At 74.2% G+C, this 21615-nt stretch carries 21 protein-coding genes; 9 read left to right on the top strand and 12 right to left on the bottom strand.

Annotated elements, in window-relative coordinates:
• The first annotated feature begins 61 nt into the window (after positions 1 to 61).
• The 5 genes from ABZ862_RS28440 to ABZ862_RS28420 all read left to right on the top strand — a co-directional run bounded on the left by ABZ862_RS28440 (position 62) and on the right by ABZ862_RS28420 (position 5063).
• A complete protein-coding gene (locus ABZ862_RS28440) occupies positions 62 to 1000 on the top strand; it encodes an MIP/aquaporin family protein (protein ID WP_360963817.1) in 939 nt (312 codons plus the stop codon).
• A gap of 151 nt (positions 1001 to 1151) precedes the next feature.
• On the top strand, positions 1152 to 1736 hold the full coding sequence (locus ABZ862_RS28435) for a sigma-70 family RNA polymerase sigma factor (RefSeq protein ID WP_360963814.1): 585 nt from the start codon (positions 1152 to 1154) through the stop codon (positions 1734 to 1736).
• Complete coding sequence (locus tag ABZ862_RS28430) at positions 1733 to 2491, top strand: anti-sigma factor (RefSeq protein WP_360963811.1); 759 nt, start codon at positions 1733 to 1735, stop codon at positions 2489 to 2491. Before ABZ862_RS28435 ends, ABZ862_RS28430 begins: the two co-directional genes overlap by 4 nt.
• A gap of 150 nt (positions 2492 to 2641) precedes the next feature.
• Positions 2642 to 4315, top strand: a complete 1674-nt coding sequence (locus tag ABZ862_RS28425; protein ID WP_360963808.1) for a molybdopterin-dependent oxidoreductase — start codon at positions 2642 to 2644, stop codon at positions 4313 to 4315.
• Positions 4316 to 4394: 79 nt separating this feature from the next.
• Positions 4395 to 5063: a fasciclin domain-containing protein gene (locus ABZ862_RS28420; protein WP_360963805.1), complete on the top strand. Its 669-nt coding sequence runs from the start codon at positions 4395 to 4397 to the stop codon at positions 5061 to 5063.
• Positions 5064 to 5135: 72 nt separating this feature from the next.
• Here the strand turns inward: ABZ862_RS28420 and ABZ862_RS28415 are convergent, their stop codons facing one another.
• The 8 genes from ABZ862_RS28415 to ABZ862_RS28380 form a co-directional block, all read right to left on the bottom strand.
• Positions 5136 to 5756 (bottom strand): sigma-70 family RNA polymerase sigma factor, encoded by a 621-nt coding sequence (locus tag ABZ862_RS28415; protein ID WP_360963802.1) that lies wholly within the window; start codon positions 5754 to 5756, stop codon positions 5136 to 5138.
• Between the two features lie 199 nt (positions 5757 to 5955).
• Entirely contained in the window at positions 5956 to 6687 is a 732-nt protein-coding gene (locus ABZ862_RS28410) for a hypothetical protein (protein WP_360963799.1), read from the bottom strand.
• 66 nt (positions 6688 to 6753) lie between these two features.
• Positions 6754 to 7356, bottom strand: coding sequence for a copper chaperone PCu(A)C (locus ABZ862_RS28405; protein WP_360963796.1), 603 nt, complete (start codon positions 7354 to 7356; stop codon positions 6754 to 6756).
• Positions 7353 to 9719, bottom strand: a complete 2367-nt coding sequence (locus tag ABZ862_RS28400; RefSeq protein WP_360963793.1) for a heavy metal translocating P-type ATPase — start codon at positions 9717 to 9719, stop codon at positions 7353 to 7355. Before ABZ862_RS28400 ends, ABZ862_RS28405 begins: the two co-directional genes overlap by 4 nt.
• On the bottom strand, positions 9719 to 9973 hold the full coding sequence (locus ABZ862_RS28395; RefSeq protein ID WP_360963790.1) for a hypothetical protein: 255 nt from the start codon (positions 9971 to 9973) through the stop codon (positions 9719 to 9721). Before ABZ862_RS28395 ends, ABZ862_RS28400 begins: the two co-directional genes overlap by 1 nt.
• A 106-nt stretch (positions 9974 to 10079) precedes the next feature.
• Positions 10080 to 10994, bottom strand: a complete 915-nt coding sequence (locus ABZ862_RS28390) for a phosphatase PAP2 family protein (protein WP_360963787.1) — start codon at positions 10992 to 10994, stop codon at positions 10080 to 10082.
• Entirely contained in the window at positions 10991 to 11872 is an 882-nt protein-coding gene (locus tag ABZ862_RS28385) for a polyphosphate polymerase domain-containing protein (RefSeq protein ID WP_360963784.1), read from the bottom strand. Before ABZ862_RS28385 ends, ABZ862_RS28390 begins: the two co-directional genes overlap by 4 nt.
• Positions 11869 to 12579, bottom strand: a complete 711-nt coding sequence (locus ABZ862_RS28380) for a DUF4956 domain-containing protein (RefSeq protein WP_360963782.1) — start codon at positions 12577 to 12579, stop codon at positions 11869 to 11871. The genes ABZ862_RS28385 and ABZ862_RS28380 overlap by 4 nt, the downstream gene beginning before the upstream one ends.
• 262 nt (positions 12580 to 12841) lie before the next feature.
• Between ABZ862_RS28380 and ABZ862_RS28375 the strand changes: the two genes are divergently transcribed.
• Together ABZ862_RS28375 and ABZ862_RS28370 are read left to right on the top strand one after the other, a co-directional pair.
• The gene (locus ABZ862_RS28375; protein ID WP_360963779.1) at positions 12842 to 13513 is read left to right on the top strand and encodes a response regulator transcription factor; all 672 of its coding nucleotides are present in this window, start codon (positions 12842 to 12844) and stop codon (positions 13511 to 13513) included.
• Complete coding sequence (locus tag ABZ862_RS28370; protein WP_360963776.1) at positions 13510 to 15072, top strand: HAMP domain-containing sensor histidine kinase; 1563 nt, start codon at positions 13510 to 13512, stop codon at positions 15070 to 15072. The genes ABZ862_RS28375 and ABZ862_RS28370 overlap by 4 nt, the downstream gene beginning before the upstream one ends.
• 45 nt (positions 15073 to 15117) lie before the next feature.
• On the opposite strand, the gene ABZ862_RS28365 is transcribed toward ABZ862_RS28370, so the two are convergent.
• From ABZ862_RS28365 to ABZ862_RS28355, 3 genes are all read right to left on the bottom strand, one after another.
• Entirely contained in the window at positions 15118 to 16413 is a 1296-nt protein-coding gene (locus ABZ862_RS28365) for an ArgE/DapE family deacylase (RefSeq protein ID WP_360963773.1), read from the bottom strand.
• A gap of 73 nt (positions 16414 to 16486) precedes the next feature.
• Positions 16487 to 17932: a HAMP domain-containing sensor histidine kinase gene (locus ABZ862_RS28360; protein ID WP_360963969.1), complete on the bottom strand. Its 1446-nt coding sequence runs from the start codon at positions 17930 to 17932 to the stop codon at positions 16487 to 16489.
• 240 nt (positions 17933 to 18172) lie between these two features.
• The gene (locus ABZ862_RS28355; protein ID WP_360963966.1) at positions 18173 to 18907 is read right to left on the bottom strand and encodes a response regulator transcription factor; all 735 of its coding nucleotides are present in this window, start codon (positions 18905 to 18907) and stop codon (positions 18173 to 18175) included.
• Positions 18908 to 19091: 184 nt separating this feature from the next.
• On the opposite strand from ABZ862_RS28355, the gene ABZ862_RS28350 reads away from it, so the two are divergent.
• Together ABZ862_RS28350 and ABZ862_RS28345 are read left to right on the top strand one after the other, a co-directional pair.
• Positions 19092 to 19451 (top strand): YnfA family protein, encoded by a 360-nt coding sequence (locus ABZ862_RS28350; RefSeq protein WP_360963771.1) that lies wholly within the window; start codon positions 19092 to 19094, stop codon positions 19449 to 19451.
• A gap of 100 nt (positions 19452 to 19551) precedes the next feature.
• Positions 19552 to 20334, top strand: coding sequence for an SDR family NAD(P)-dependent oxidoreductase (locus ABZ862_RS28345; protein ID WP_360963768.1), 783 nt, complete (start codon positions 19552 to 19554; stop codon positions 20332 to 20334).
• Between the two features lie 77 nt (positions 20335 to 20411).
• Here ABZ862_RS28345 and ABZ862_RS28340 read toward each other — a convergent pair whose 3' ends face one another.
• The gene (locus tag ABZ862_RS28340; RefSeq protein WP_360963765.1) at positions 20412 to 21605 is read right to left on the bottom strand and encodes an RtcB family protein; all 1194 of its coding nucleotides are present in this window, start codon (positions 21603 to 21605) and stop codon (positions 20412 to 20414) included.
• Positions 21606 to 21615: the final 10 nt, after the last annotated feature.

The following is a 21615-nucleotide window of genomic DNA, read 5'->3' as shown; positions in this document are numbered from 1 at the left end:
ACGGACATCATTTGTGAGCCAAGATGGTGTTCGGCCTGATTGCTCCTGAAAGGGGCCAGCGATGGCTGTGGAAATACCTCCCCTCCTCAAGCCCTCCAAGCTCAGAAGCCGTGGAGGCCTGCTGGGTGAGTGCCTGGCAGAATTCCTGGGGACCTTCGTCCTCATCTCGTTCGGATGCGGGGTCGTGGCCATGGCCGTCGCGGCGCTGCCCGGGTCCGGGCGCGCGGCGACGCCCACGACGATCTTCCTCGCCGCCGGTGACTGGCTCCTGATCACCTGGGGCTGGGCCCTGGCCGTGACCTTCGGCATCTACGTGGCCGGCGGTGTCAGCGGCGCCCATCTGAACCCGGCGGTGACACTGGCGTTCGCCGTACGCCGCAAGTTCTCGTGGCTGAAGGTGGTGCCCTACTGGGTGTCACAACTGCTCGGCGCCCTCGCCGGGGCGTCGCTGGTCTATCTCGTCTACCACAACGCGATCAAGGCCTTCGACGACGCCTCGCAGCCCCCCAAGGTCGGCGGCCACACACTCGCCACGTTCTCGATCTTCTCCACCTTCCCGGCGCCGTACTTCCACGGCGGCAACTGGGGACCGCTGGTCGACCAGATCGTCGGTACGGCCTTCCTGGTCATGCTGGTCGTCGCGGTCATCGACGCGCGCAACACCGCCGTCGGGGCCAACCTCGGCCCGTTCATCATCGGCCTGGTCGTCGCCGCGATCGGCATGTCCTACGGGGCGAACGCCGGCTACGCCATCAACCCCGCCCGTGACTTCGGGCCCCGGCTGTTCACCTGGTTCGCCGGCTGGAAGAGCTTCGCGTTCCCGGGGGACGGGGCATGGTTCAGCGGCTACTGGTGGATCCCGATCGTCGGCCCGCTGATCGGCGGCGTGATCGGCGTGCTGATCTACGACCTCTTCATCGGCGACATCCTGCACGCCCGCCTCCAGCTGGGCGAGCTGCCGGAGCCGGGACGCACGCGGCCCACGGTCGACGAGGGCTGACGGGAGCCACGCGCCGTCCGGCCCCGGCGGCCGGCCCCGGCCGACCACGATGTCCGGGTGCGGTGTCCGGGTGCTCTTCCGCGGTGGGACCAATCCCGCGGTCACACGGAATCGGATTACGTCCGAAGACGTCGTGACCGCGGAGGGTGCCGTGAAAGAGGCCGTGTACATCGGTCGAGATCCGTCGGCGGGGCCGGATCTCGAAGAACTGCTGGGGCGGGTGGCCCTGGGCGACGAGGACGCGTTCGCCGCCGTCTACGACGCCGTGGCCGGCCGGGTGCTGGGGGTGGCACGCGCGGTGCTGCGGGACCAGGCGCAGTCGGAGGAGGTCGCCCAGGAAGTGCTGGTCGAGGTGTGGCGCACCGCTCCCCGGTTCAGCCCCGAGCGCGGCACCGCCGTCAACTGGATCCTCACGCTCGCGCACCGCCGCGCCGTGGACCGCGTGCGCTCGGTGGAGGCCGCGGCCGTACGGGACCACAGGGCCGCCCTGCTGGACCGGACACCGGAGTACGACGAGGTCACCGAGCAGATCGAGACCCGCCTCGAACGCGAACAGGTACGGCGCTGTCTGCGCGGGCTGACCGGGATCCAGCGGCAGGCCCTGGAGCTCGCCTACTACCGGGGGCTCACCTACCGTCAGGTGGCCGAGGCCCTGAGGCTGCCGCTCGGCACGGCCAAGACCCGTCTGCGCGACGGGCTGATCAGGATGCGCGACTGCCTGGGAGTGACCGCATGACCACCGCCGACCTGCACCGGCTGAGCGGTGCCTACGCCCTGCACGCGCTGTCCGAGGACGAACGCGACGCCTTCGAACGCCATCTGACCGGCTGTGAGGCGTGCGCACAGGAGACCGCCGAACTGTGCGCGACCGCCGCCCGGCTGGGCCTGGCCGCGTCGGCCGTGCCCCGCCGCGAGATGCGGGACCAGGTCCTGCGCCGGATCACCACCGTCCGCCAGGAGACGCCCCGCGCCGCCGGGCCCGTCGGCTCCCCCGGCCGGCCCGGGGCGCGGCGGGCGAGGCTGCTGTCCCGGTGGGCGCTGGCCGCCTGCCTCGCCGCGGCCGCCGCCCTCGGCGGCACGGCCGTCCGGCAGCACGACCGCGCCGAGACCGCCCTGGCGCGGGCCCGGGCCGCCGAACGGGGGGCGGCGGAGATCGCCGACGTGCTCTCCGCGCCGGACGCCAGGACCCGCGCCGGCACGCTGTCCGGCGGCGCGACCGGCAGCGTCGTCGTCTCCCGCAGCAGAGACAGGGCGGTGTTCGTCGTCTCCGGCCTGCCGCGCCCGCCCGCCGGGAAGGTGTACGAGCTGTGGTTCGACGACGGCGGCACGATGCGCTCCGCCGGCCTGCTGGACCCGGGCCGCGGTGACCAGACGGTGCTGATGCGGGGAGCCGTCGGCGGCTCGTCGGGCATGGGCGTCACCGTCGAACCGTCGGGCGGCTCCCCGCGGCCCACGGCCCCGCCGCTGGCCCTGATGAGCTTCGCCACCTGACACGGACGTCCGGTACGGGCCCCGTCGCCTCCTCCGACGGGGCCCTTTCCCTTTCCCCGGCGCCCGGAATGCTTTTCTCGCCCCTTCAAGGCATACGGAGCCGATGCCCTTTCGGATGGGTCCGGGAAAAACATTCACCGGATCGAGCGAATGACCAATCCGGCGGCCTTTCCGGACCGGATTCCCCACGTGACCGAAACCGAGACCGACACCGACGCCCATGAGGGCGGCAGCGCGAAGAAAGCGCGGGCCACGCGCCGCCGGACGCTTTTCGGCCTGGGCGCGCTGAGCGGTGTGCTGGCCGGGGCCGCGGCGCTCGCCGTCGCCGAGCTGGTGTCGGCCGCCGTACGGCCGCAGGCGGGTCCGGTGGTGGCCGTCGGCGGGGCGGCCGTCGACCGCACCCCGGCCGCGGTGAAGGACTGGGCGATCAGGAATTTCGGGACCGGTGACAAACTGGTGCTCGAATCGGGAATTCTCGCCACGCTCGCCCTTTTCTTCATCACGTTGGGAATTCTCGCGCTGCGCTTCCGGCGCGGCGGTTCCGCGGGCGTTCTCGTATGCGGTGCGGTGGGTGCGGCGGCGGCCGTCGGGCGGCCCGATTCCACCGGATTCCCCGACGCGCTGCCCTCCGTGGCGGGGGCCGTCGCCGGAGCGGTGCTGCTGTACGTCCTCACCGGCCGGCTCACGACCGCCCCGGCGCGCACCGGGGGGACGGCAACTGCCGGGTCGCCGGGCCGGGACCGGCGGGGGTTCGTGACGGCGGCCGGCGCCGCTGCCGTCGCGTCCGCCTCGGCGGGGGTGCTGGGCCGGTACCTGAACGCCGCCGCCGGGGGTGACGCGGTCGCCTCCCGGCGCTCCGTACGGCTTCCCGCGCCCGGCTCGCCCGCCGGGCCCGTGCCCCGGGGCGCCGGGCTGCGGATCCCCGGCGTCAGCCCGTTCACCACCCCGAACAGCGCCTTCTACCGGGTCGACACCGCCCTCGTGGTCCCGAGGATCGACGCCACGTCCTGGCGGCTGCGCATCCACGGCAAGGGCGTGACCCGGCCGGTCACCCTCTCCTACGACGACCTGCTCCGCCGTGAACTGGTCGAACGCGACATCACCCTCACCTGCGTGTCCAACGAGGTCGGCGGACCCTATGTGGGCAACGCCCGCTGGACCGGGGTGCGGCTGGCCGGCCTGCTGGCCGAGTGCGGGGTACGGCCTCCCTCGCGGGGCGGTCCGGCCGACCAGCTGGTGGCCCGCTCGGTGGACGGCATGACCCTCGGCAGTCCCGTCGAGGAGGTCATGGACGGCCGCGACGCCCTGCTCGCCGTCGGTATGAACGGCGAACCCCTTCCCTTCGCCCACGGTTTCCCCGTCCGCATGGTCGTCCCCGGACTCTACGGCTACGTGTCCGCCTGCAAATGGATCCAGGACATCGAGCTGACCTCCTTCGCCGCCCACGACCCCTACTGGGTGAAGCGGGGCTGGGCCCGCCGGGCGCCGGTCAAGACCCAGTCCCGTATCGACACGCCCCGGCCCTTCGCCCGTCCGAAAGCCGGCACCGTCATGGTCGCCGGGGTCGCCTGGGCCCAGCACCGCGGCATCGACAAGGTCGAGGTACGCATCGACGACGGCCCCTGGCAGCAGGCCCGGCTCGCCGCCGAGGACACCCGTGACACCTGGCGCCAGTGGTCCTTCCCCTGGCAGGCCGTCAAGGGCACCCACACCCTCACCGTGCGCGCCACGGACCGCACCGGCCGGCCGCAGACCGGGCAGCGTGCCCGCACCCTCCCCGACGGCGCCAGCGGACGGCACTCCGTCGTGGTCACCGTCGAGTGACCCCCTCAGCCACTTCTTTCCTCCCGCACATTCGCCCATCCATGCAGCGCACGCTGCGTATGCCGACAGGAGAACCCTCATGAACACCCGTCTCCGCCGTACCGCCGTGACCCTTGCCGCCGCGGCCGTCCTGCCCCTCGCGCTCAGCGCCTGCTCCGGCAGCAGCAACGGCGGCGGCAGCGACTCCGGCACGTCGTCGTCCGCCGCGAAGGCGTCCGCCACCGCCTCCGGCGACAGCATGGCCGGCTCCGGCAGCACCGCGTCCGCGGCGGACCGGCCGTTCGGCACCGCCTGCTCGGCGGTGCCGAAGACCGGCGCCGGTTCCTTCGACGGGATGGCCCAGGACCCGGTGGCGACGGCCGCCTCCCACAACCCGGCGCTGTCCACGCTGGTCTCCGCCGTCCAGAAGGCCGGCCTCGTCGACACCCTCAACAACGCCCAGGGCATCACGGTGTTCGCCCCGACCAATGACGCCTTCGCCAAGATCCCCAAGGCCACCCTCGACAAGGTGCTCAACGACAAGGCGCAGCTGACGAAGATCCTCACCTACCACGTCGTCGGCAGGAAGCTCACGCCGAAGCAGCTGGAGAACGGCTCCTTCGAGACCCTGGAGAAGTCGAAGCTCACCACCTCCGGCATGGGCGAGTCCTACACGGTGAACGACTCCGCCAAGGTGGTCTGCGGCCATGTCAAGACCGCCAACGCCAACGTCTACATCGTCGACACGGTGCTGATGCCCGCGTCCTGACGGGCCGTCCGCCGCCCACCGCCCGGTCCGGCGGTGGGCGGTGGGCGGCGGAGGCCGTGCGGCGGGGCTGCCTCAGGCCGCCAGGGCCGCGGCCGGTTCCTCCGCCGCGTCCAGCAGGCCCATCAGGGTCGCGCGGGCGCGCGCGACCCTGGAACGGACGGTGCCGACCGGGCAGGCGCTGACCTCGGCCGCCTCCGCGTACGGCAGGCCGAGGAGCTGGGTCAGGACGAACGCCTCCCGGCGCTCCTCCGGCAGGACGGCCAGCAGGTCGAGCAGCGCCACCCCGTCGTCGAAGCCCGGCAGGCCCCGCGGCTGGGCCCGCTCCACGGCGATCTGCCAGTCCGGCGCGTCGGACAGGCGGGGCCGGGCGGCGGCGTGACGCCAGCTGTCGACGACCGCCCGGCGGGCGATGGACAGCAGCCAGGAGCGCGCCGAGGAACGGCCCTCGAAGCGGTGCAGGCTGCCGAGCGCGCGCAGGAAGGTGTCCTGTGCCAGGTCGTCGGCGGCCTGGGGGTCGCCGCACAGGTGGGTGACGTAGCGGCGGACGTCGGGATGCAGGGCGCGGACGAACCGTTCGACGGCGTCGGCGTCCCCGCCGCGGGCGGCCAGCGCCCACGCGGTGACCGAGTCGTCAAAGGACGCGAAGCGCGGATCGTCCGCGACGGGCGGGGCGGGCAGGGCAGGGGTGATCACGTGGTGTCCTTCTCGGGATCCGTGACCCGGGCCGGGGCGTGCGAGGGCGCGGCGGTCCGGTGAGCGGTGAGTCGGCCCTACGGCGCGGCCCGGCGGCGCGCCGCACACGGGTGCGGCGCGCGCAGCACCTGCGGTGCCTGCGGGGGCGTACGGCCGACGTCCGGGGCGCGACCGGCGCGGCCCGGGAATCCGGCTGTCGTCAGACGACAGCGGTGCCCGTCGGAGGACCGCGCGAGGTGAGCGCGTCGGCGAGAAGGAGGAGCCCCGGTGCCCGGTCCGAGCGCGGGCGCCGGGGGCGGCACCGGGGCCGGTCCGGCACGGCCGGCAGGGCGAGGAGCAGCCGCAGCGGTGCCGCGAGCCGTCCGGCCACGGCGCGCAGGACACGGAACGCGGCCCGCTCCCCGTACGCCAGCCACACCCCGGTGAGCAGGGCGGCGAGGAGGTGGGCCGCGAACATGCCGAGCGTCATCGCGACGGCACCGCCCGCGGAACCCGCGTGCCCCGTCCCGGCCGTCCAGGCCAGGTGGTCCATGTGCTCCGCAGAGGGCATGGGGGCCATGGGGACGTGGGGATCCATGGGGGTCATGGGCATCGACCCCATGTCCGGGCCCATGCCCATGTTCATGCTCATACCGGTGCCCGTCGGAGGCGTTCCTCCGGTCGGCACGGCCGGCGCCCCCGGCTGCGCCAGCGAGAACGCGGTGTGCAGCGCCGTCTGTGCCGCGACCACCACCGCCACGATCAGCGGCAGCCCGCGCTCGCGTCCCGCGAGGGCCCAGCCGGCGGCGCCGGTGACGGCCGTCGCGGCGGCCGTCACCCCGGCGGGCACGGCCGCGCCGGACATCATGACGTGGCCCAGGGCGGCGAGCAGCACGCACACGGCCGCGAACACCGCGGCCCGTACCGTGCGAGACAACCACCCTGCTGTCATGGCGCCTCATCCTCGCATCCGGGCTCCGGCCGTCGTACGGGGGTACGGACGACACGCTTCCCGTGTTCAGGGGGTCAGGTCCCCCGGTGCCACCACCACCGCGAGGCTCCTGACCGCCCCGCCGTGCTCGAAGTACAGGGTGAACGGCACGAGGTCGCCCGTCCGCCAGGACGCGCCGGACGTCAGCGTGACGTCCAGTCCCACCGGTGACATCACCACCCTGCTCCCCGCGCGGACGGCGACCGAGGCCACCGTCTCCCGGTAGGCGGTCCCGTGCCCGGTCATCCGGTGCCGGCTCAGCTCGGCGTCACCGCCGCCGCTGCCGTCCCCGGCGCCGCGGGACACCGTGACCCCGGTCAACCGGTCGTCCGAGCCGCCCGTGTTGGCGAGGTCGAAGAAGGCGGCGGTCTCCGCTCCCGCGCCGCCGTACGGGAGGAACACCCGCCCGGCGGTGACGGTGATCCGGGCCGGGCCGCCCGCCTTCCCGGCCGCCGTCCACGCCGTCAGCCCGCCGAGGGCGAGGACGACCGCCGCGACCGGCGCCACGGCGGCGGTCAGCGCGTCGGCCAGCCGGCGGCGGGACGGCCGCCAGGCACTCCCCGGCCGCCCGTCCACCAACTGCCCGTCCACCGGCTGTCCGCTCGGCACGCCCGGCATGTCGTCGTTCATCGTGTACGCCTCCGGGCGGGTGAGGGCTGCCAGGCGCGCAGCCGCAGGCTGTTGGCGACCACCAGCACCGAACTGGCGGACATCGCGGCCGCCGCGAGCATCGGGTCGAGCAGGCCGACCACGGCGAGCGGCACGGTGACGGCGTTGTAGCCGAACGCCCAGGCGAGGTTGACGCGGATGGTGCCCAGGGTGCGGCGGGCGAGGCGGACCGCGTCGGCGAGGGCCTCGATGTCGCCGCGGACGAGCGTGACGTCGGCGGCGCCGATCGCGACGTCGGTGCCGCCGCCCATGGCGATGCCGAGATCGCCACGGGCCAGGGCGGCGGCGTCGTTCACCCCGTCGCCGATGACCGCGACCCGGTAGCCCTGCTCCTGGAGCCGCTGCACGAGGGCCGCCTTGTCCTCGGGGGTGAGGCGGGCGTGCACCTCGTCGATGCCGAGGTGCCCGGCGACGGCGCGGGCGGGGGCCTCGCCGTCGCCGGTGGCGAGCACGGGGCGTACGCCGAGCCGCCGCAGCCGGTCGACGGCACGGTAGCTGCCGGGGCGTACGACGTCCCCGACCGCGATCAGAGCCTGTGCCACGCCGTCCACGCGGACCAGGACGGCCGTGTGCGCGGCGGTCCCGGCGGCCTCCAGCGCGCCCGCGAGGGAGACGGGGGAGCCGGCGGGCCCGGTGTCCGGGGCGACGGCCTCGACCAGCCGGCCCTCCACCCGCCCGCGTACGCCCCGCCCCGGCAGCGCCTCGAACTCCGTCACCTCCGGCAGCCCTCCGGTGCCCGTCTCCCGCCGGGCGTACGCCGTGACCGCCCGCCCCAGCGGATGCTCCGAGCCCTGCTCGACCGCCCCCGCCAGCCGCAGGACCGCCGTTCGCCCGAGCCCGTCGGGCACGGTCGTCACCCGGGCGACGCTCATGTGCCCGGAGGTCAGCGTGCCGGTCTTGTCCAGGACCACGACGTCCAGGTGCTGGAGTCCTTCCAGGGCCTGCGGACCCGTGACGAGGACACCCAGCTGGGCGCCGCGTCCGGTCGCCGCCATCAGCGCGGTCGGTGTCGCCAGGCCGAGCGCGCAGGGACAGGCCACCACCAGCACGGCCACGGACGCCGTGACCGCCGCCTGGGGATCGGCCCCGGCACCCAGCCAGAAGCCGAGCGTCGTGACGGCCAGCGCCAGCACGACCGGGACGAAGACCCCGGCGACCGTGTCGGCCAGCCGCTGCGCCCGCGCCTTGCCTGTCTGAGCCTCCGTCACCAGCTGTGTGATGCGGGCCAGTCGGGTGTCGGCGCCGACCGCCGTGGCCCGGACCAGGAGCAGCCCGCCCGCGTTGACGGCACCGCCGACCACGGCGGAACCCGGCCCGACCTCGGCCGGTTCGCTCTCCCCGGTCACCAGGGACAGATCGACGGCCGAACTCCCCTCCGTCACCCGCCCGTCGGTGGCGATCCGCTCCCCGGGACGCACGACGAAGACGTCCCCGACCCGCAACTCCTCGATCGCGACGAGTCGTTCACGACCGCCGCCGCGTACGGCCACCTGTTTCGCCGCCAGTCGGGCGAGCGAGCGCAGCGCCGCTCCCGTGCCGTGCCGGGCGCGCGCCTCCAGGTGGCGGCCGGTCAGCACGAACAGCGGTACACCCACGGCCGCTTCGAGGTAGAGGTGCGCGACGCCGTCCTGGGCGGCGGGCAGCAGGCTGAACGGCATCCGCATCCCGGGATCGCCCGCTCCGCCGAGGAACAGCGCGTACGCCGACCAGGAGAAGGAGGCCACGACACCGAGGGACACCAGCGTGTCCATGGTGGCCGCCGCGTGCCGCAGCCCCCGCAGCGCCCTGACGTGGAAGGGCCACGCGCCCCACACGGCGACCGGCGCGGCGAGCACGAAGCACAGCCACTGCCAGTCGCGGAACTGGAGAGCGGGGACCATCGAGAGGACCAGGACGGGGAGCGCGAGCAGTGCGGTGACCAGCAGCCGGTCGCGTTCCCCGGTGACGTCCCCGGTGCCGGACCCGGCGGCGGGGGTGCCACCGGAGGTGCCGGACCGCTCGGCCCGCCCGGTGTCGCGGTGCGGCCCGGTGTCGCGGGGCGGCTCGGTGTCGCGGGGCGGCTCGGTGTCGCGGGGCGGCTCGGGGAGGACGGCCTCGTAGCCGGCCTTCTCGACCGTCGCGGCCAGTTCTGCCGGGCTGATCGCCGCCGGGTGGCTGATCCGGGCGCGCCCGGTGGCGAGGTTGACGGTCGCGGTGACGCCCTCGAGCCTGCCGAGCCGTTTCTCGACCCGCGCCACACAGGCCGCGCAGGTCATACCGCCGACGGTCAGATCGGTGGTCACCAGCGCGGCCCCCACGGCCGCGCCCACGGGTTCCGCACCCATCAGTGCCCTCCCCCGTGCGCACCGCCCATGTCCATGCCGCCGCCCCCGCCGCCCGAGCCGGTACCCGTGCCGCCACCGGTGCCGGTGCTCGTGCCGTGCATGCCGGGCGCCACCGGACCGGCGGCGGACCCGGCGGCGTAGGACACCGCGAAGACCAGCGCCAGCAGGAGCAGAAAGCCGACGAGCGCGGGCGGCGGCACGGGAACCCGTACCGCCCGACCCGCGCCCGGAGAGGTTCGCCGGGACTCACCCATCACCGTGTCTCCAGATCCCGAGGCACGGCGTCGGCCGGTCGAGCCGTGCTGCCTCAGCAGTCGGAGGGCACGGGCGGGGAGTTCCGGCGGTGCGCTGTGGCGTACGTCACTTGTGCCCGCCGACCGCCAGTTCGTAGTCGCCGATCAGGTCGCCGAGGAGGGTTCCGGCCGTGATGTCGCTGGTGACGTGGCCGGCCATGTAGAGGCGGGAGTAGAGGACCTCGTCCTGCATCCAGCGGTAGTCCGCGGCCCGGTGCGGGGAGAGGACGCTGAGGTAGGTGACCGCGGCGGCGGCACGGGTGGCGTGCCTGGAGGGGTAGGAGTACGGGCCCTTGGCTCCGGCGGCGATGTGCTTCTCGGGGCGCAGGGAGGGGTCGAGGACGAACGGCGCGGGCTGCTTGTCGCGGGCGGCGAGCTGGTCGGAGACGGTCTTGGCGAGCTTCAGCGCCGTCTTGAGCTCGGCCTTCTCCGTCGTGCCCCGGGCCGCGGGGATCAGTTCGCGCTGGTCGTGGAGGTACAGCTTCCAGATGTCCTTCTTGCCGTTGAGCTCCAGCCAGGTCGCCGCCTTCTTCCCGGCGGCGGTACGGGTTTTGGCGAGGGCCTGCACCTGGTGGAGTTCCGCGGTGCGCTGCGCGGCGGCCGGCGGGGCGGGGATCTGCTGTGCGGCCCAGGCGGTGAACGCCTTGTCGTCGCGGGTGCTGCCGTGTGCGGCGGTCCACCGGGCGAAGAGGGCGTCGGCCTTCTTGCGCTGCGCGTCGGCCTGCGCGCCGATGGAGGAGATCTCGGCGTCGGTGAACAGGACCGGCGGCGGATTCTTCTTCATACGGTCGGTCAGGGACAGCTTCCGCTTCGCGGCGGACGCGGACCCGGCCGAGGAAGAGGACGTGGACGAGGACGATGTCGAGGAGGACGCGGACGCCGTCGTGAGGAGCTGTGGTCGCAGCAGGCCCACGGCGACCGCCACCACGGCGAGCAGCGCGATCACGGCGTACGGCGTCCTGATGCCGCGCAGGAGGTTCATGCGGCGGGGTTCCTTTCGGTACTGCCGGAGGCAGAGGCGTCGGCGGGGCCGGTGGAGGTGACGAAGTGGGCGCGGGCGAGCCGGCGTACGTCGTTGTCCGGCAGGCCGGGGGTGAGCAGGGCCTGCCCCACGACGTACTTGCTGAGCGACACCGGCCGCGCGCCGAGCCGCAGCAGCAGCCGGTCGGCGGGGGCCGGGCGGGCGCCGCCCTTGGTCTCCACGAGCACCTGCCCGGGGTCGAGGGCGGCGGTGCGGTCACCGCGGTGACAGGTGAGGAGGCCGTCCAGGGTGACGCGGCTGCCGTGCTCCAGATCCGCGAGGGCGGCACGGACGTAGCGGATCTCGGCGGCGGGGACGAGGAGCCCGGCGGTGACCGGGACACCGGCCCCGCCGAGCACACCGTCGACGAACCCGGCGGCCCCGGTGCCGAGACGGCCGTAGGCGTCGGCGGGAACGGTGCGGGCGTGCTTGACGGTGGCGCCGCGGCCGTCCTTCGTCTTCACCTCCACCCGGCACAGCCCGTCCTCGGCGTACAGCCGGGTGCGGACCTTCCAGCGGCGGCGGCGCCGCTGCACGTGCGCCCGCCACGCGGCCAGCGCCTCGGTGTCGAAGTAGGCGCTGTGGTAGCTCGTCGTACGGCGTCCGGCGAGGTCGAGCACATGGTGGCCGGCGGCCAGCGCCTCGACGAGGGCCCGGGCCCCGTCCAGCGGGAGCAGGTACTTGCGGTCCGTACGGTGCTGGAGCGCGGCCGCCGCGTCCACCTCGGCGAGGGACGCGCCGCGCAGCGCGGCGAGGCCCAGGGCGTCGGCGAAGGCACGGGGAGAGGAGGGGAGGACGGGAGGGGAGGCGGCCGGCACCGGCGCCGTGACCGTCGTCATACGGCACCCGCCCGCTCACGCCCACCACTGTCCCGGCCGTCGCTGCCGTCCTGGCCGTCGGCGCCCTCACCGCCCGTCGCACCCTCACCGCCGGCCGTCCCCGCCTCGTCGGCCGGGACCGGGTAGCGGGCGGAGACCCGGGTGGTCTCCCGTACGTAGTCCACCTCGTCGACCACCAGCGACAGCGGTGCCCGGCCGAAGCGGAACGCGACGTCCCCGGCGATCAGGGCGGGGTCGTCGTAGATCCGGTCCAGGGTCAGTCGCACCGTGCGGGTCGGCGGCCGGTACCCGCGCGGGTCGTCCACCAGCAGGACGGCGACCAGGACGACCGCGTCCAGGGCCACGACCAGCCAGGTGTCCCGCTGCGGCAGCCCGGTGCACAGGGCGACGACCAGGGCCACGAAGGTGTACGCGACGTCGCGCAGGGTGAACGCCGCGCTGCGCAGCCGGACCAGGGAGAGGATGCCGAACAGGCCGAAGCCGACCCCGGCGGGGAACTTGCCCGCGCTGATCGTGCTCATCGCCGCGAACAGGCCGGTGTTCAGCGCCACCAGGACCAGCGGCATCGCGGGGGCGCTCGGCCGGCGCCGGTAGAGCCATCCGACCAGGATCAGCAGGGCGATGACATCGAGGCCACCGCGCGTGACGAGATCCGTGGGCGAGATGTGCTGGGTGATGCTCTTGGCGGCGAGCACCCATGTGTCCATGACAGTCCCTTCTGCCCCACCCGCGCGATGTCGGCGTTATCGGGCAATACCGGTAATACCGGCGATACCGGTGACATCCGTCACGCCGCGGCTCAGGTGCGGGGGTTCACGCCGGGCGCATCGGACGGCGGACCGCCGGTCGCGGCCCGCGGAGCACCGCGACATGAAGGACGGTAGGGACGGCACATGAACAGACCATGAAGGATCTACCGGGCTTTCCCGGCACCCGTGGAGGGCCCGGCGGGCGGTTAGCCTGACCGCCATGCACTACCTGGTCGTCGACGACGAGACACGCCTGGCCGATCTGGTCGTCCGCTACCTGACCGAGTCCGGGCACACCGCCGAGGGCCGCTACGACGGTCCCAGCGGGCTCGCCGCCGCCCGCGACCCCCGCCTCGACGCGATCGTGCTCGACGTGATGCTGCCCGGTATGAACGGCATCGAGGTGTGCCGGACGCTGCGCGGCGAGGGCGTCGACGTGCCCGTGGTCCTGCTCACCGCGCGCGGCGCGATCAGCGAACGGGTCGCCGGACTCGACGCGGGCGCCGACGACTACCTCGTCAAGCCGTTCGCCATGGAGGAACTCCTCGCCCGGCTGCGCGCGATCTCCCGGCGCCGCCCCGAGTGCTCGGGCCGCCTCCAGGTCGGCGATCTCGTCCTGGATCCCGAACAGCAGCGGGCCTGGCGCGGGGACACCGAACTCGACCTGTCCCGCCGCGAGTTCGACGTACTGCGGGTACTGATGGACAACGCCGGACGGGTGGTGACCCGGCTCCGGCTGCTCGACGAGGTCTGGGACGGCGAGACCGACCTGCGCAGCAACGCCATCGACGTGCACGTCTCCAAGGTGCGCGCGAAGGTCGACCGCGCCTTCGGCCGTACGACGATCACCACGCTGCGCGGACGCGGCTACCGCCTGGAGAACACCCCGTGACCACCGGGCGGGGCCCGCTGGCCGGGTTTCGCCGGCTGCCCGTCGTCGCGCGGCTGGTGCTGGCCGTCGCCGTCACCATGTCCCTCGTGCTCACCGGCACCGCGGCACTCGTCTACTGGCGTGTCCAGACCGCCCTCGACCTGCAACTCCAGGGCGACCTCACCACCTACCGGCACAGCCTCGACCACGCCGTCCGGGCCGGTACCGCCCCGCCGCCGGGCCCCAGCGGAAGCCTCTACCAGGTCCTGGACACCGACGGCCGCGTCCTCGCCTCCGGCGGTGCCGGCGAGGCGGGCGGAACCGCCGTGCGCCACCGCCCGCTGCTCGGACCGGCCGACCTCGCCTCCGCCGCGCACGGGCACGTCGTACGCCGTGACGTCGGCGAACTGCTGCCCATCACCCCGGACACCCTGCGCCTCCAGGCACGGCGGGTCACGGCGGACTCCGGGGCGAAACGCGTCGTCGTCGTGGCCGTCCGCCGCGGGCACCGCGACGAGGCGCTGCGCGAGCTGCTCGCCCAGCTCGCCCTGGCCTCCGGGCTGGCCCTGATCGCCGCCTCCTACGTCGGCTACCGCACCGCCCGCGCCGCGCTGCGCCCCGTCGAGCGGTACCGGGCCGGGGCCGCCACGCTCGCGGACGGCGCCCAGAAACTGCGGCTGGACGTGCCGGCCGACCGCGACGACGAGATCACCCGCCTCGGCCACACCCTCAACCGGATGCTGGACCGGCTGGAGGCGTCCGCCGAGCGCGAGCACCGCTTCATCGCCGACGCCAGCCACGAGCTGCGCACCCCGCTGTCACTGCTGCGGGCCGAGGTGGACGTGGCCCTGCACCGGCCCCGCTCGGCGGACGAGCTGACCGAGACCCTGCGCTCGGTGGACGCCGAGGTGCAGCGGCTGATCGACCTCTCCAACGCCCTGCTGGACCTGGAGGAGATCGGCAGCCTCGACCGCATCACCCGCACCCCGGTACGGCTCGCCGACCTGGTCGCCACGGCCGCCGCCCCGCACCTGCGCACCGCGACCCGCACCGGCCGCACCCTCACGGTGGACGCGGGGGGCACGGGAGACACGGCGCCCGGCGAGGCGGGCGGTGAGCGTGAGGGGACGACGGTCGACGTGGACGCGCGCTGGCTGGTGCCCGCCCTCGGCAATCTGATCGACAACGCCCTGCGCCACGGACACGGCACGGTCCGCGTCACGGCGACCGTCACGTCGGCCGACACGGCGACCGGTGCTCCGGCCGACACGGCGACCGTCATGTCGGCCGTCGCCGGGGGCGGCACGGTGAGCGCGGCCGGTGGCGGCGCGTCCGGGGGCAAAGCCGTCGGCCGCCCCCGTGTCCTCCTGCTGTGCGTCCACGACGAGGGCCCCGGTTTCCCGCCGGGTTTCCTGCCCCGCGCGTTCGACCGGTTCGCCCGTGCGGAGGCCAGCCGTACCGGGGAGGGCTCCGGTCTCGGTCTCGCCTTCGTGAGCGCGGTGGCCGAGGCCCACGGTGGCACCGCCCGCGCCGAGAACACCGGTGCCGGCGCCGCCGTCACCCTCCGCCTGCCCTGCTGAACGTCCCCCGCGCCCGCCGTGCGGTGACCGCGCCGGGCGCCGGGTTCAGCCCATCACGCCGACCGTCCGCAGCACCGTCAGCACCAGGGCCCGCGCGACCGCCGTGACCTCGCGCACCGACACCCGTTCCTGGGCGCTGTGGGCGACGAGGATGTCGCCCGGTCCGAACTGGAGCGTGGGAACGCCCGCCGCGGAGTACAGCCGCAGATCGCTGCCGTACGGCGCCCCGCGTTCCCGGGGCCCGCTGCCGCCGCCCCCGGCCACGTCGGCGGCGGCCGTCCGCACCACCTCGCGCAGCGGATGGGACGCCTCCAGCCGGCCGCTCGCGAACTGACCGCCCGGCCAGGTCACCACCGCCGGATGCGCCCGCAGCCAGGGATCGGCGGCGCAGGTCTCCGCCACCCGCAGCTCCAGCGCGGCCCGCGCGTGGGCCGGGTCCTCGTCGAGCCGTACGCCCAGCCGGCCCTCGGCGACGAGGAGGTCGGGCACGCTGCTGGCCCAGTCGCCGGAGCGCACGGTGCCGACGGACAGGGCGTAGGGGACGGCGTACTCGGCCATCAGCGGGGACACGTCCCGGTTGCGCTCGGTCTCCAGCCGGGCCAGCGCCTGGTGCAGCGGCAGATAGGCGTCGATCGCGCTGACCCCGGCGTCCCGGGAGCTGGCGTGCGCCGCCAGACCGGGCACGGTGATCCGGAAGGTGAGGGCGCCCGCGTTGGCGGTGATGAGCGTGCCGCCGGTCGGCTCGGTGATGACGCAGGCGTCACCGCCGTAGCCGCGCCGCAGGGTGCCGAAGGCACCGAGGCCGCCGTCCTCCTCGCCGACGACGAAGTGCGCCGCGACCCGCCCGCGCAGCCGCAGCCCGGCCGCCCGGATCGCCTCCAGCGCGGTGAGGTGCGCGACGAGCCCGGCCTTCATGTCGCAGGCGCCGCGCCCGTGGACGTCGTCGCCGGACACCCGGGCGGTGAAGGGGTCGCCGGGCCAGGCGGTGGGATCGCCGGGCGGTACGACGTCCACATGGCCCTGGAGGACCAGTTCGGGCCCGTCGCCGCCGGTGTCCGGGGTGCGGCCGACCAGGCCCCACGCCTCCTCGCGCGGTACCTCCGTACCGGGGAAGCCGGGGTCGGCGTACAGCGCGGGCAGATCCATCGACCACAGGTCGGTCTCCATGCCGAGCCGGTCCAGGCGGCCGGCCAGCCGGTGCTGGAGCTCGGACTCGGCGGGGCTCCCGGTCACGCTGGGAACGGCTATCAGCTCCAGCAGCGTGCGGGCCACGGCCGACTCGTCGACCGCGTCCAGCGCGGCGGCCTCGGCCGCCTCCGTCACCGCCACGCTCCTGGGCATCCGGGCTCCTCCCTGACGGTCGGGGACACCGGTCACCGTCACGCGCGCCGCGGCGGACCGTGCGACGTCCGCCTCACGACGACCGTACGCCCGCCGAGGCCTGATCCCCGGCCCCTCCGACCGTGAAACCGATCACCGTCCCGCCGCCCTCCCGGTGCCGTGCGAACGGCGCCCCGCCGTGCGCCAGGGCGACCTCCCGCACGATCGACAGACCGAGCCCGGAGCCGGGCAGCGAACGGGCGTCGGCGGCCCGATAGAAGCGGTCGAAGACCCGGACCAGGTCCTCCTCCTCTATGCCGGGGCCCCGGTCGAGCACCTCGACCCGCACGGTCCCCGGCCGCGCCGGACCGCTGACGGCGATCTCGATGGGCCCGGCACAGATGCTGTCGAACTTCGCCGCGTTCTCCACCAGGTTGGACAGCGCCCGCTGGAGCATCCCGGGGCGGCCGTCGGTCGTCGTGTCGCCGCTCACGTGCAGCAGGATGTCCCGCCCGGTACGGCGCCGCGCGAGTCCCACGACGTCCTCGGCGATGTCGGCCAGGTCCACGTGCTGCGGCGGCTCGTTGTCGGACTGGCCCGCGGCGAGATCCACCAGCTCGTTGACCAGGTCGGTGAGCTCGCGGGCCTCCTGGGTGAGGTCGGCGACCAGCTCCTCCCGGGTGGCGGGCGGCAGTTCGTCGATCCGGCGCAGCAGCGAGATGTTGGTGCGCAGCGAGGTCAGCGGGGTGCGCAGCTCGTGCCCGGCGTCCTGGACCAGCCGGCGCTGGTCCTCCTCGGACTGGGCGAGGCGGCCCAGCATCCGGTCGAAGGAACGGCCGAGGCGGCCCACCTCGTCATGGCCGGCGACGGGCACCTCGATGCCCAGCTGCCGGGTGCGGGCGACGTTCTCGGCGGCGGAGGTGAGGACCACCAGACGCCGGGTGATGCGGCGGGCCAGCCACCAGCCGAACAGCCCGGCGGCCGTGACGACGATGACCGTCATCATCAGCGTGCGCTGCTGGAGGGCCCGCAGCAGGTCCTCGGTGTCGCTGAACTCCTGCGCGACCTGCACCGCGCCGCGCCCGTCGCCGAGCGCCACCGTGGCGATGCGGTAGACGCCGTCGGCGACGACGACGTCCTTGTGCTCGACCATCTTCCCGGCCGTGTCGGACGCGGCGACGCGCAGGTCGCGGGAGGTGACCGGCAGACCCGGGCTGCCGCTGTCCCGGACGCCGCCGTCCGGGCCGAGCACCTGGACGTCGGTACGGGCGGGCCGCACGATGTCGTGGCCGGGCGCGGAGGAGGAGAAGTCGTCCGGGGTCATACGGTGCTGGCGCACCTCGTCGCGCAGATCCTGGACGACCTCCGCGAACACGGACTGCTGGTCCACCCGCACCAGCCGGGCCGCCGCGCTGTACGACAGGATGCCGACGAGGACCGTGACGACGGCGGTGACGGCCGCGAAGGACAGCGCGAACGTGGCCCGCAGCGACAGCAGCCGCAGCCCGCCGGGCAGCCCCCGCCGCAGCCGGCCCCTCAGCCCCGCGGGCAGGCTCCGGCGCAGCAGGGCCCGCAGCCCGGCGGGCAGACCCCGCCACCGGACCCGGCGGCCCCGGGCGGCCGGACCGCCACCGGGACCGCCGTCGGGCACATCGCCGGGCGCGTCGCCCGGAGCGCCGCTCGGGACACCGTCCGGCGGGTCGCCCGCGCCCGGGCGCGGCGCGCGGGAAAGAGGGCGCGCCGGTCGTTCTCCGCCGGCGGGCCGCAGGCCGTCACGCACTCAGTCCTCCCGCAGCACGTAACCCACTCCCCGCACGGTGTGGATCAGCTGCGGGGCGCCCGGCTCGTCGAGCTTGCGGCGCAGGTAACCGACGTAGACGGCCAGGTTCTTGGAGCCGGGCCCGAAGTCGTAGCCCCAGATGCGGTCGTAGATGGTGGAGTGGTCCAGGACGATCCCCGCGTTGCGGACCAGCAGCTCCAGCAGCTCGAACTCGGTGCGGGTCAGTTCCAGCTCGCGCGAGCCGCGCCACACCCGGCGGGCCTGGATGTCCATGCGCAGCCCGGCCGCCTCCAGCAGCCGGTCGGAGGTCTGCGGGTCGCGCGCGCCGTGTCCGTCCCCGGCCGCGGGCGCGGCGCCGCCCGCCTGGACCGCGGCGGGGACGCTGGTGCGGCGCAGCAGGGCGCGCAGCCGGGCGAAGACCTCCTCCACGTCGAACGGCTTCACGACGTAGTCGTCGGCGCCCGCGTCGAGGCCGGCGATGCGGTCGGCGGTCTCGACGAGCGCGGTGAGCATGAGGATCGGTGTGCGGTCGCCCTCGGCGCGCAGCACCCGGCACACCTGGAGCCCGTCGATGCCGGGCATCATCACGTCCAGGACGAGCACGTCGGGCGGGGTGCGGTGGGCCTGCGCCAGCGCCTCGACGCCGTCGGCGACCGCGGTCACCTCGTAGCCTTCGAGCGTCAGTGCCCGCTCCAGGGCATGGCGGATCGCACGGTCGTCTTCGGCGAGCAACACAGTGTGGGGCACACGTCCAGTCTGCCAAGCTTCCGGAGTCGTACGACCTGATGAGCTGTGCCCGGCCGGGCCTTCTTACTGGGATCTCACCACCGCGCCGCAACCCGGGCCGCTCTCCTACCGTCCTCTCACGCCGTGGGAGGCGGGGCGACGAGCCGCCCGGCGCCCGTGCGAAGCTGCCCCCATGTCCCCCGTGACCGTGTCCTCGCCGGTTCTCCGCTCCGCCGCCCTGTTCGCCGTCGCCGCGTTCTTCGAGATCGGCGGGGCGTGGCTGGTGTGGCAGGGGGTGCGGGAGCACCGCGGCTGGCCGTGGGTGGGGGCGGGCATCGTCGCCCTGGGCGCGTACGGCTTCGTCGCGACCTTCCAGCCGGACGCCCACTTCGGCCGCATCCTGGCGGCGTACGGGGGGATCTTCGTCGCCGGGTCGATCGTGTGGGGGGCGGTGGCCGACGGCTACCGGCCGGACCGGTGGGACGTGATCGGGGCGCTGATCTGCCTGGCCGGAATGGCGGTCATCATGTGGGCACCCAGGAACGGCGGCTGACGGCTCGCCTACGCTGAACCTGCGCGGAATCCACACGGAAACCGAACAGCGCCCCACAGCCCTACAGCCTCACAGCCACGCAGCCGCCCCAGGAGCAACCATGGCCACCGCCGCCCGTCCCCCCGCCACCGCCTCCCGTATCGCCGTCGTGACCGGTGCGAGCAGCGGAATCGGCGCGGCCACGGCCCGGCAGCTGGCCGACGCCGGGTACCGGGTCGTGCTGACGGCCCGCCGCAAGGACCGTATCGAGGCGATCGCCGCGGAGATCAACGCGGCGGGCGGCGCGGCGACGGCGTACCAGCTGGACGTCACGGACCGCGCGGCGGTGGACGAGTTCGCCACGGCGTTCCGCACGATCGGCGTGCTGGTGAACAACGCGGGCGGCGCGCTCGGCGCCGATCCGGTGGCCACCGGCGACCCGGAGCACTGGCGCGCGATGTACGAGACGAACGTCATCGGCACCCTGAACCTCACCCAGGCCCTGCTGCCGAAGCTGGAGGCGAGCGGCGACGGCACGGTGGTGATCGTGTCGTCCACGGCGGGCCACGCGACGTACGAGGGCGGCGCGGGCTATGTCGCCGCGAAGCACGGCGCGCACGTCCTTGCCGAAACGCTCCGCCTGGAGATCGTCGGCAAGCCGGTACGGGTCATCGAGATCGCGCCGGGCATGGTCAAGACCGACGAGTTCGCCCTGACCCGCTTCGCCGGGGACACCGAGAAGGCGGCGAAGGTCTACGCCGGTGTGGCCGAGCCCCTCACCGCCGACGACGTGGCCGACACCATCGCCTGGGCCGTCACCCGCCCCGCCCACGTCAACGTGGACCTCCTGGTCCTGCGGCCCCGCGCCCAGGCGTCGAACACCAAGGTCCACCGGGAGCTGTGAGGAAGCCGCGGGGAAGCCGTGACCGCGGTCGGGCACCGTCAGGCGGCCCGGAGAGGCGCCTGACGGTGCCGGCGGCGTCAGCCCTTCACGCACACCACCTGCTTGAGCTTCGCCACCACCTCGACGAGGTCCCGCTGCTGGTCGATGACCTGCTCGATCGGCTTGTAGGCCGCCGGGATCTCGTCCACCACGCCGGAGTCCTTGCGGCACTCCACCCCCTGGGTCTGCTCCGCCAGGTCCCGCGCCGTGAAGCGCCGCTTGGCCGCGTTGCGGCTCATGCGCCGGCCGGCGCCGTGCGACGCCGAGTTGAAGGACAGTCCGTTCCCGAGGCCCCGCACGATGTACGAACCCGTCCCCATGGAACCGGGGATGATGCCGTACTCGCCCGAGCCCGCGCGGATCGCGCCCTTACGGGTGACGAGCAGGTCCATGCCCTCGTACCGCTCCTCCGCCACGTAGTTGTGGTGGCAGGAGATCTCCGGCTCGAAGACCGGCCCGGCCTTCTTGAACTCCTTGCGGACCACGTCCTTCAGGAGCGCCATCATGAGGGTGCGGTTGTACTTCGCGTACTCCTGCGCCCAGAACAGGTCGTTGCGGTACGCCGCCATCTGCGGGGTGTCCGAGACGAACACCGCCAGGTCACGGTCGACCAGGCCCTGGTTGTGCGGCAGCCGCTGCGCCACGCCGATGTGGTGCTCGGCGAGTTCCTTGCCGATGTTGCGGGAACCGGAGTGGAGCATCAGCCAGACCGCGCCGTCGCTGTCCGTGCACACCTCGACGAAGTGGTTGCCCGAACCGAGCGACCCCATCTGCCGGGCGGCGCGCTCGGCACGGAACCTGACGGCCTCCGCCACCCCGTCGAAGCGCTGCCAGAAGTCGTCCCACCCGGCGGTGGCGAAGCCGTGCATCCGGCCCGGGTCCACGGGATCGTCGTGCATCCCCCGCCCGACCGGGATCGCCTGCTCGATCTTCGAGCGCAGCCGGGACAGGTCCCCGGGCAGGTCATTGACCGTCAGGGACGTCTTCACCGCCGACATTCCGCAGCCGATGTCCACCCCCACCGCCGCCGGGCACACCGCGCCCTGCATGGCGATGACCGAACCGACCGTGGCGCCCTTCCCGTAGTGCACGTCCGGCATGACCGCGAGGCCCTTGATCCAGGGCAGGCCAGCGACGTTGCGCAGCTGCTGCATCGCGCCGTCCTCCACCGTCGCGGGGTCGGCCCACATCCGGATCGGGACCTTGGCGCCCGGCATCTCCACGTACGACATCTCGTCCTCA

Origin of the sequence: Streptomyces sp. NPDC047000 (genome assembly GCF_040644295.1) — a bacterium.
Lineage (GTDB): Bacteria > Actinomycetota > Actinomycetes > Streptomycetales > Streptomycetaceae > Streptomyces.
The sequence above is the reverse complement of the archived record's forward strand: the minus strand, read 5'-3'. Positions and strand labels throughout refer to the sequence as shown.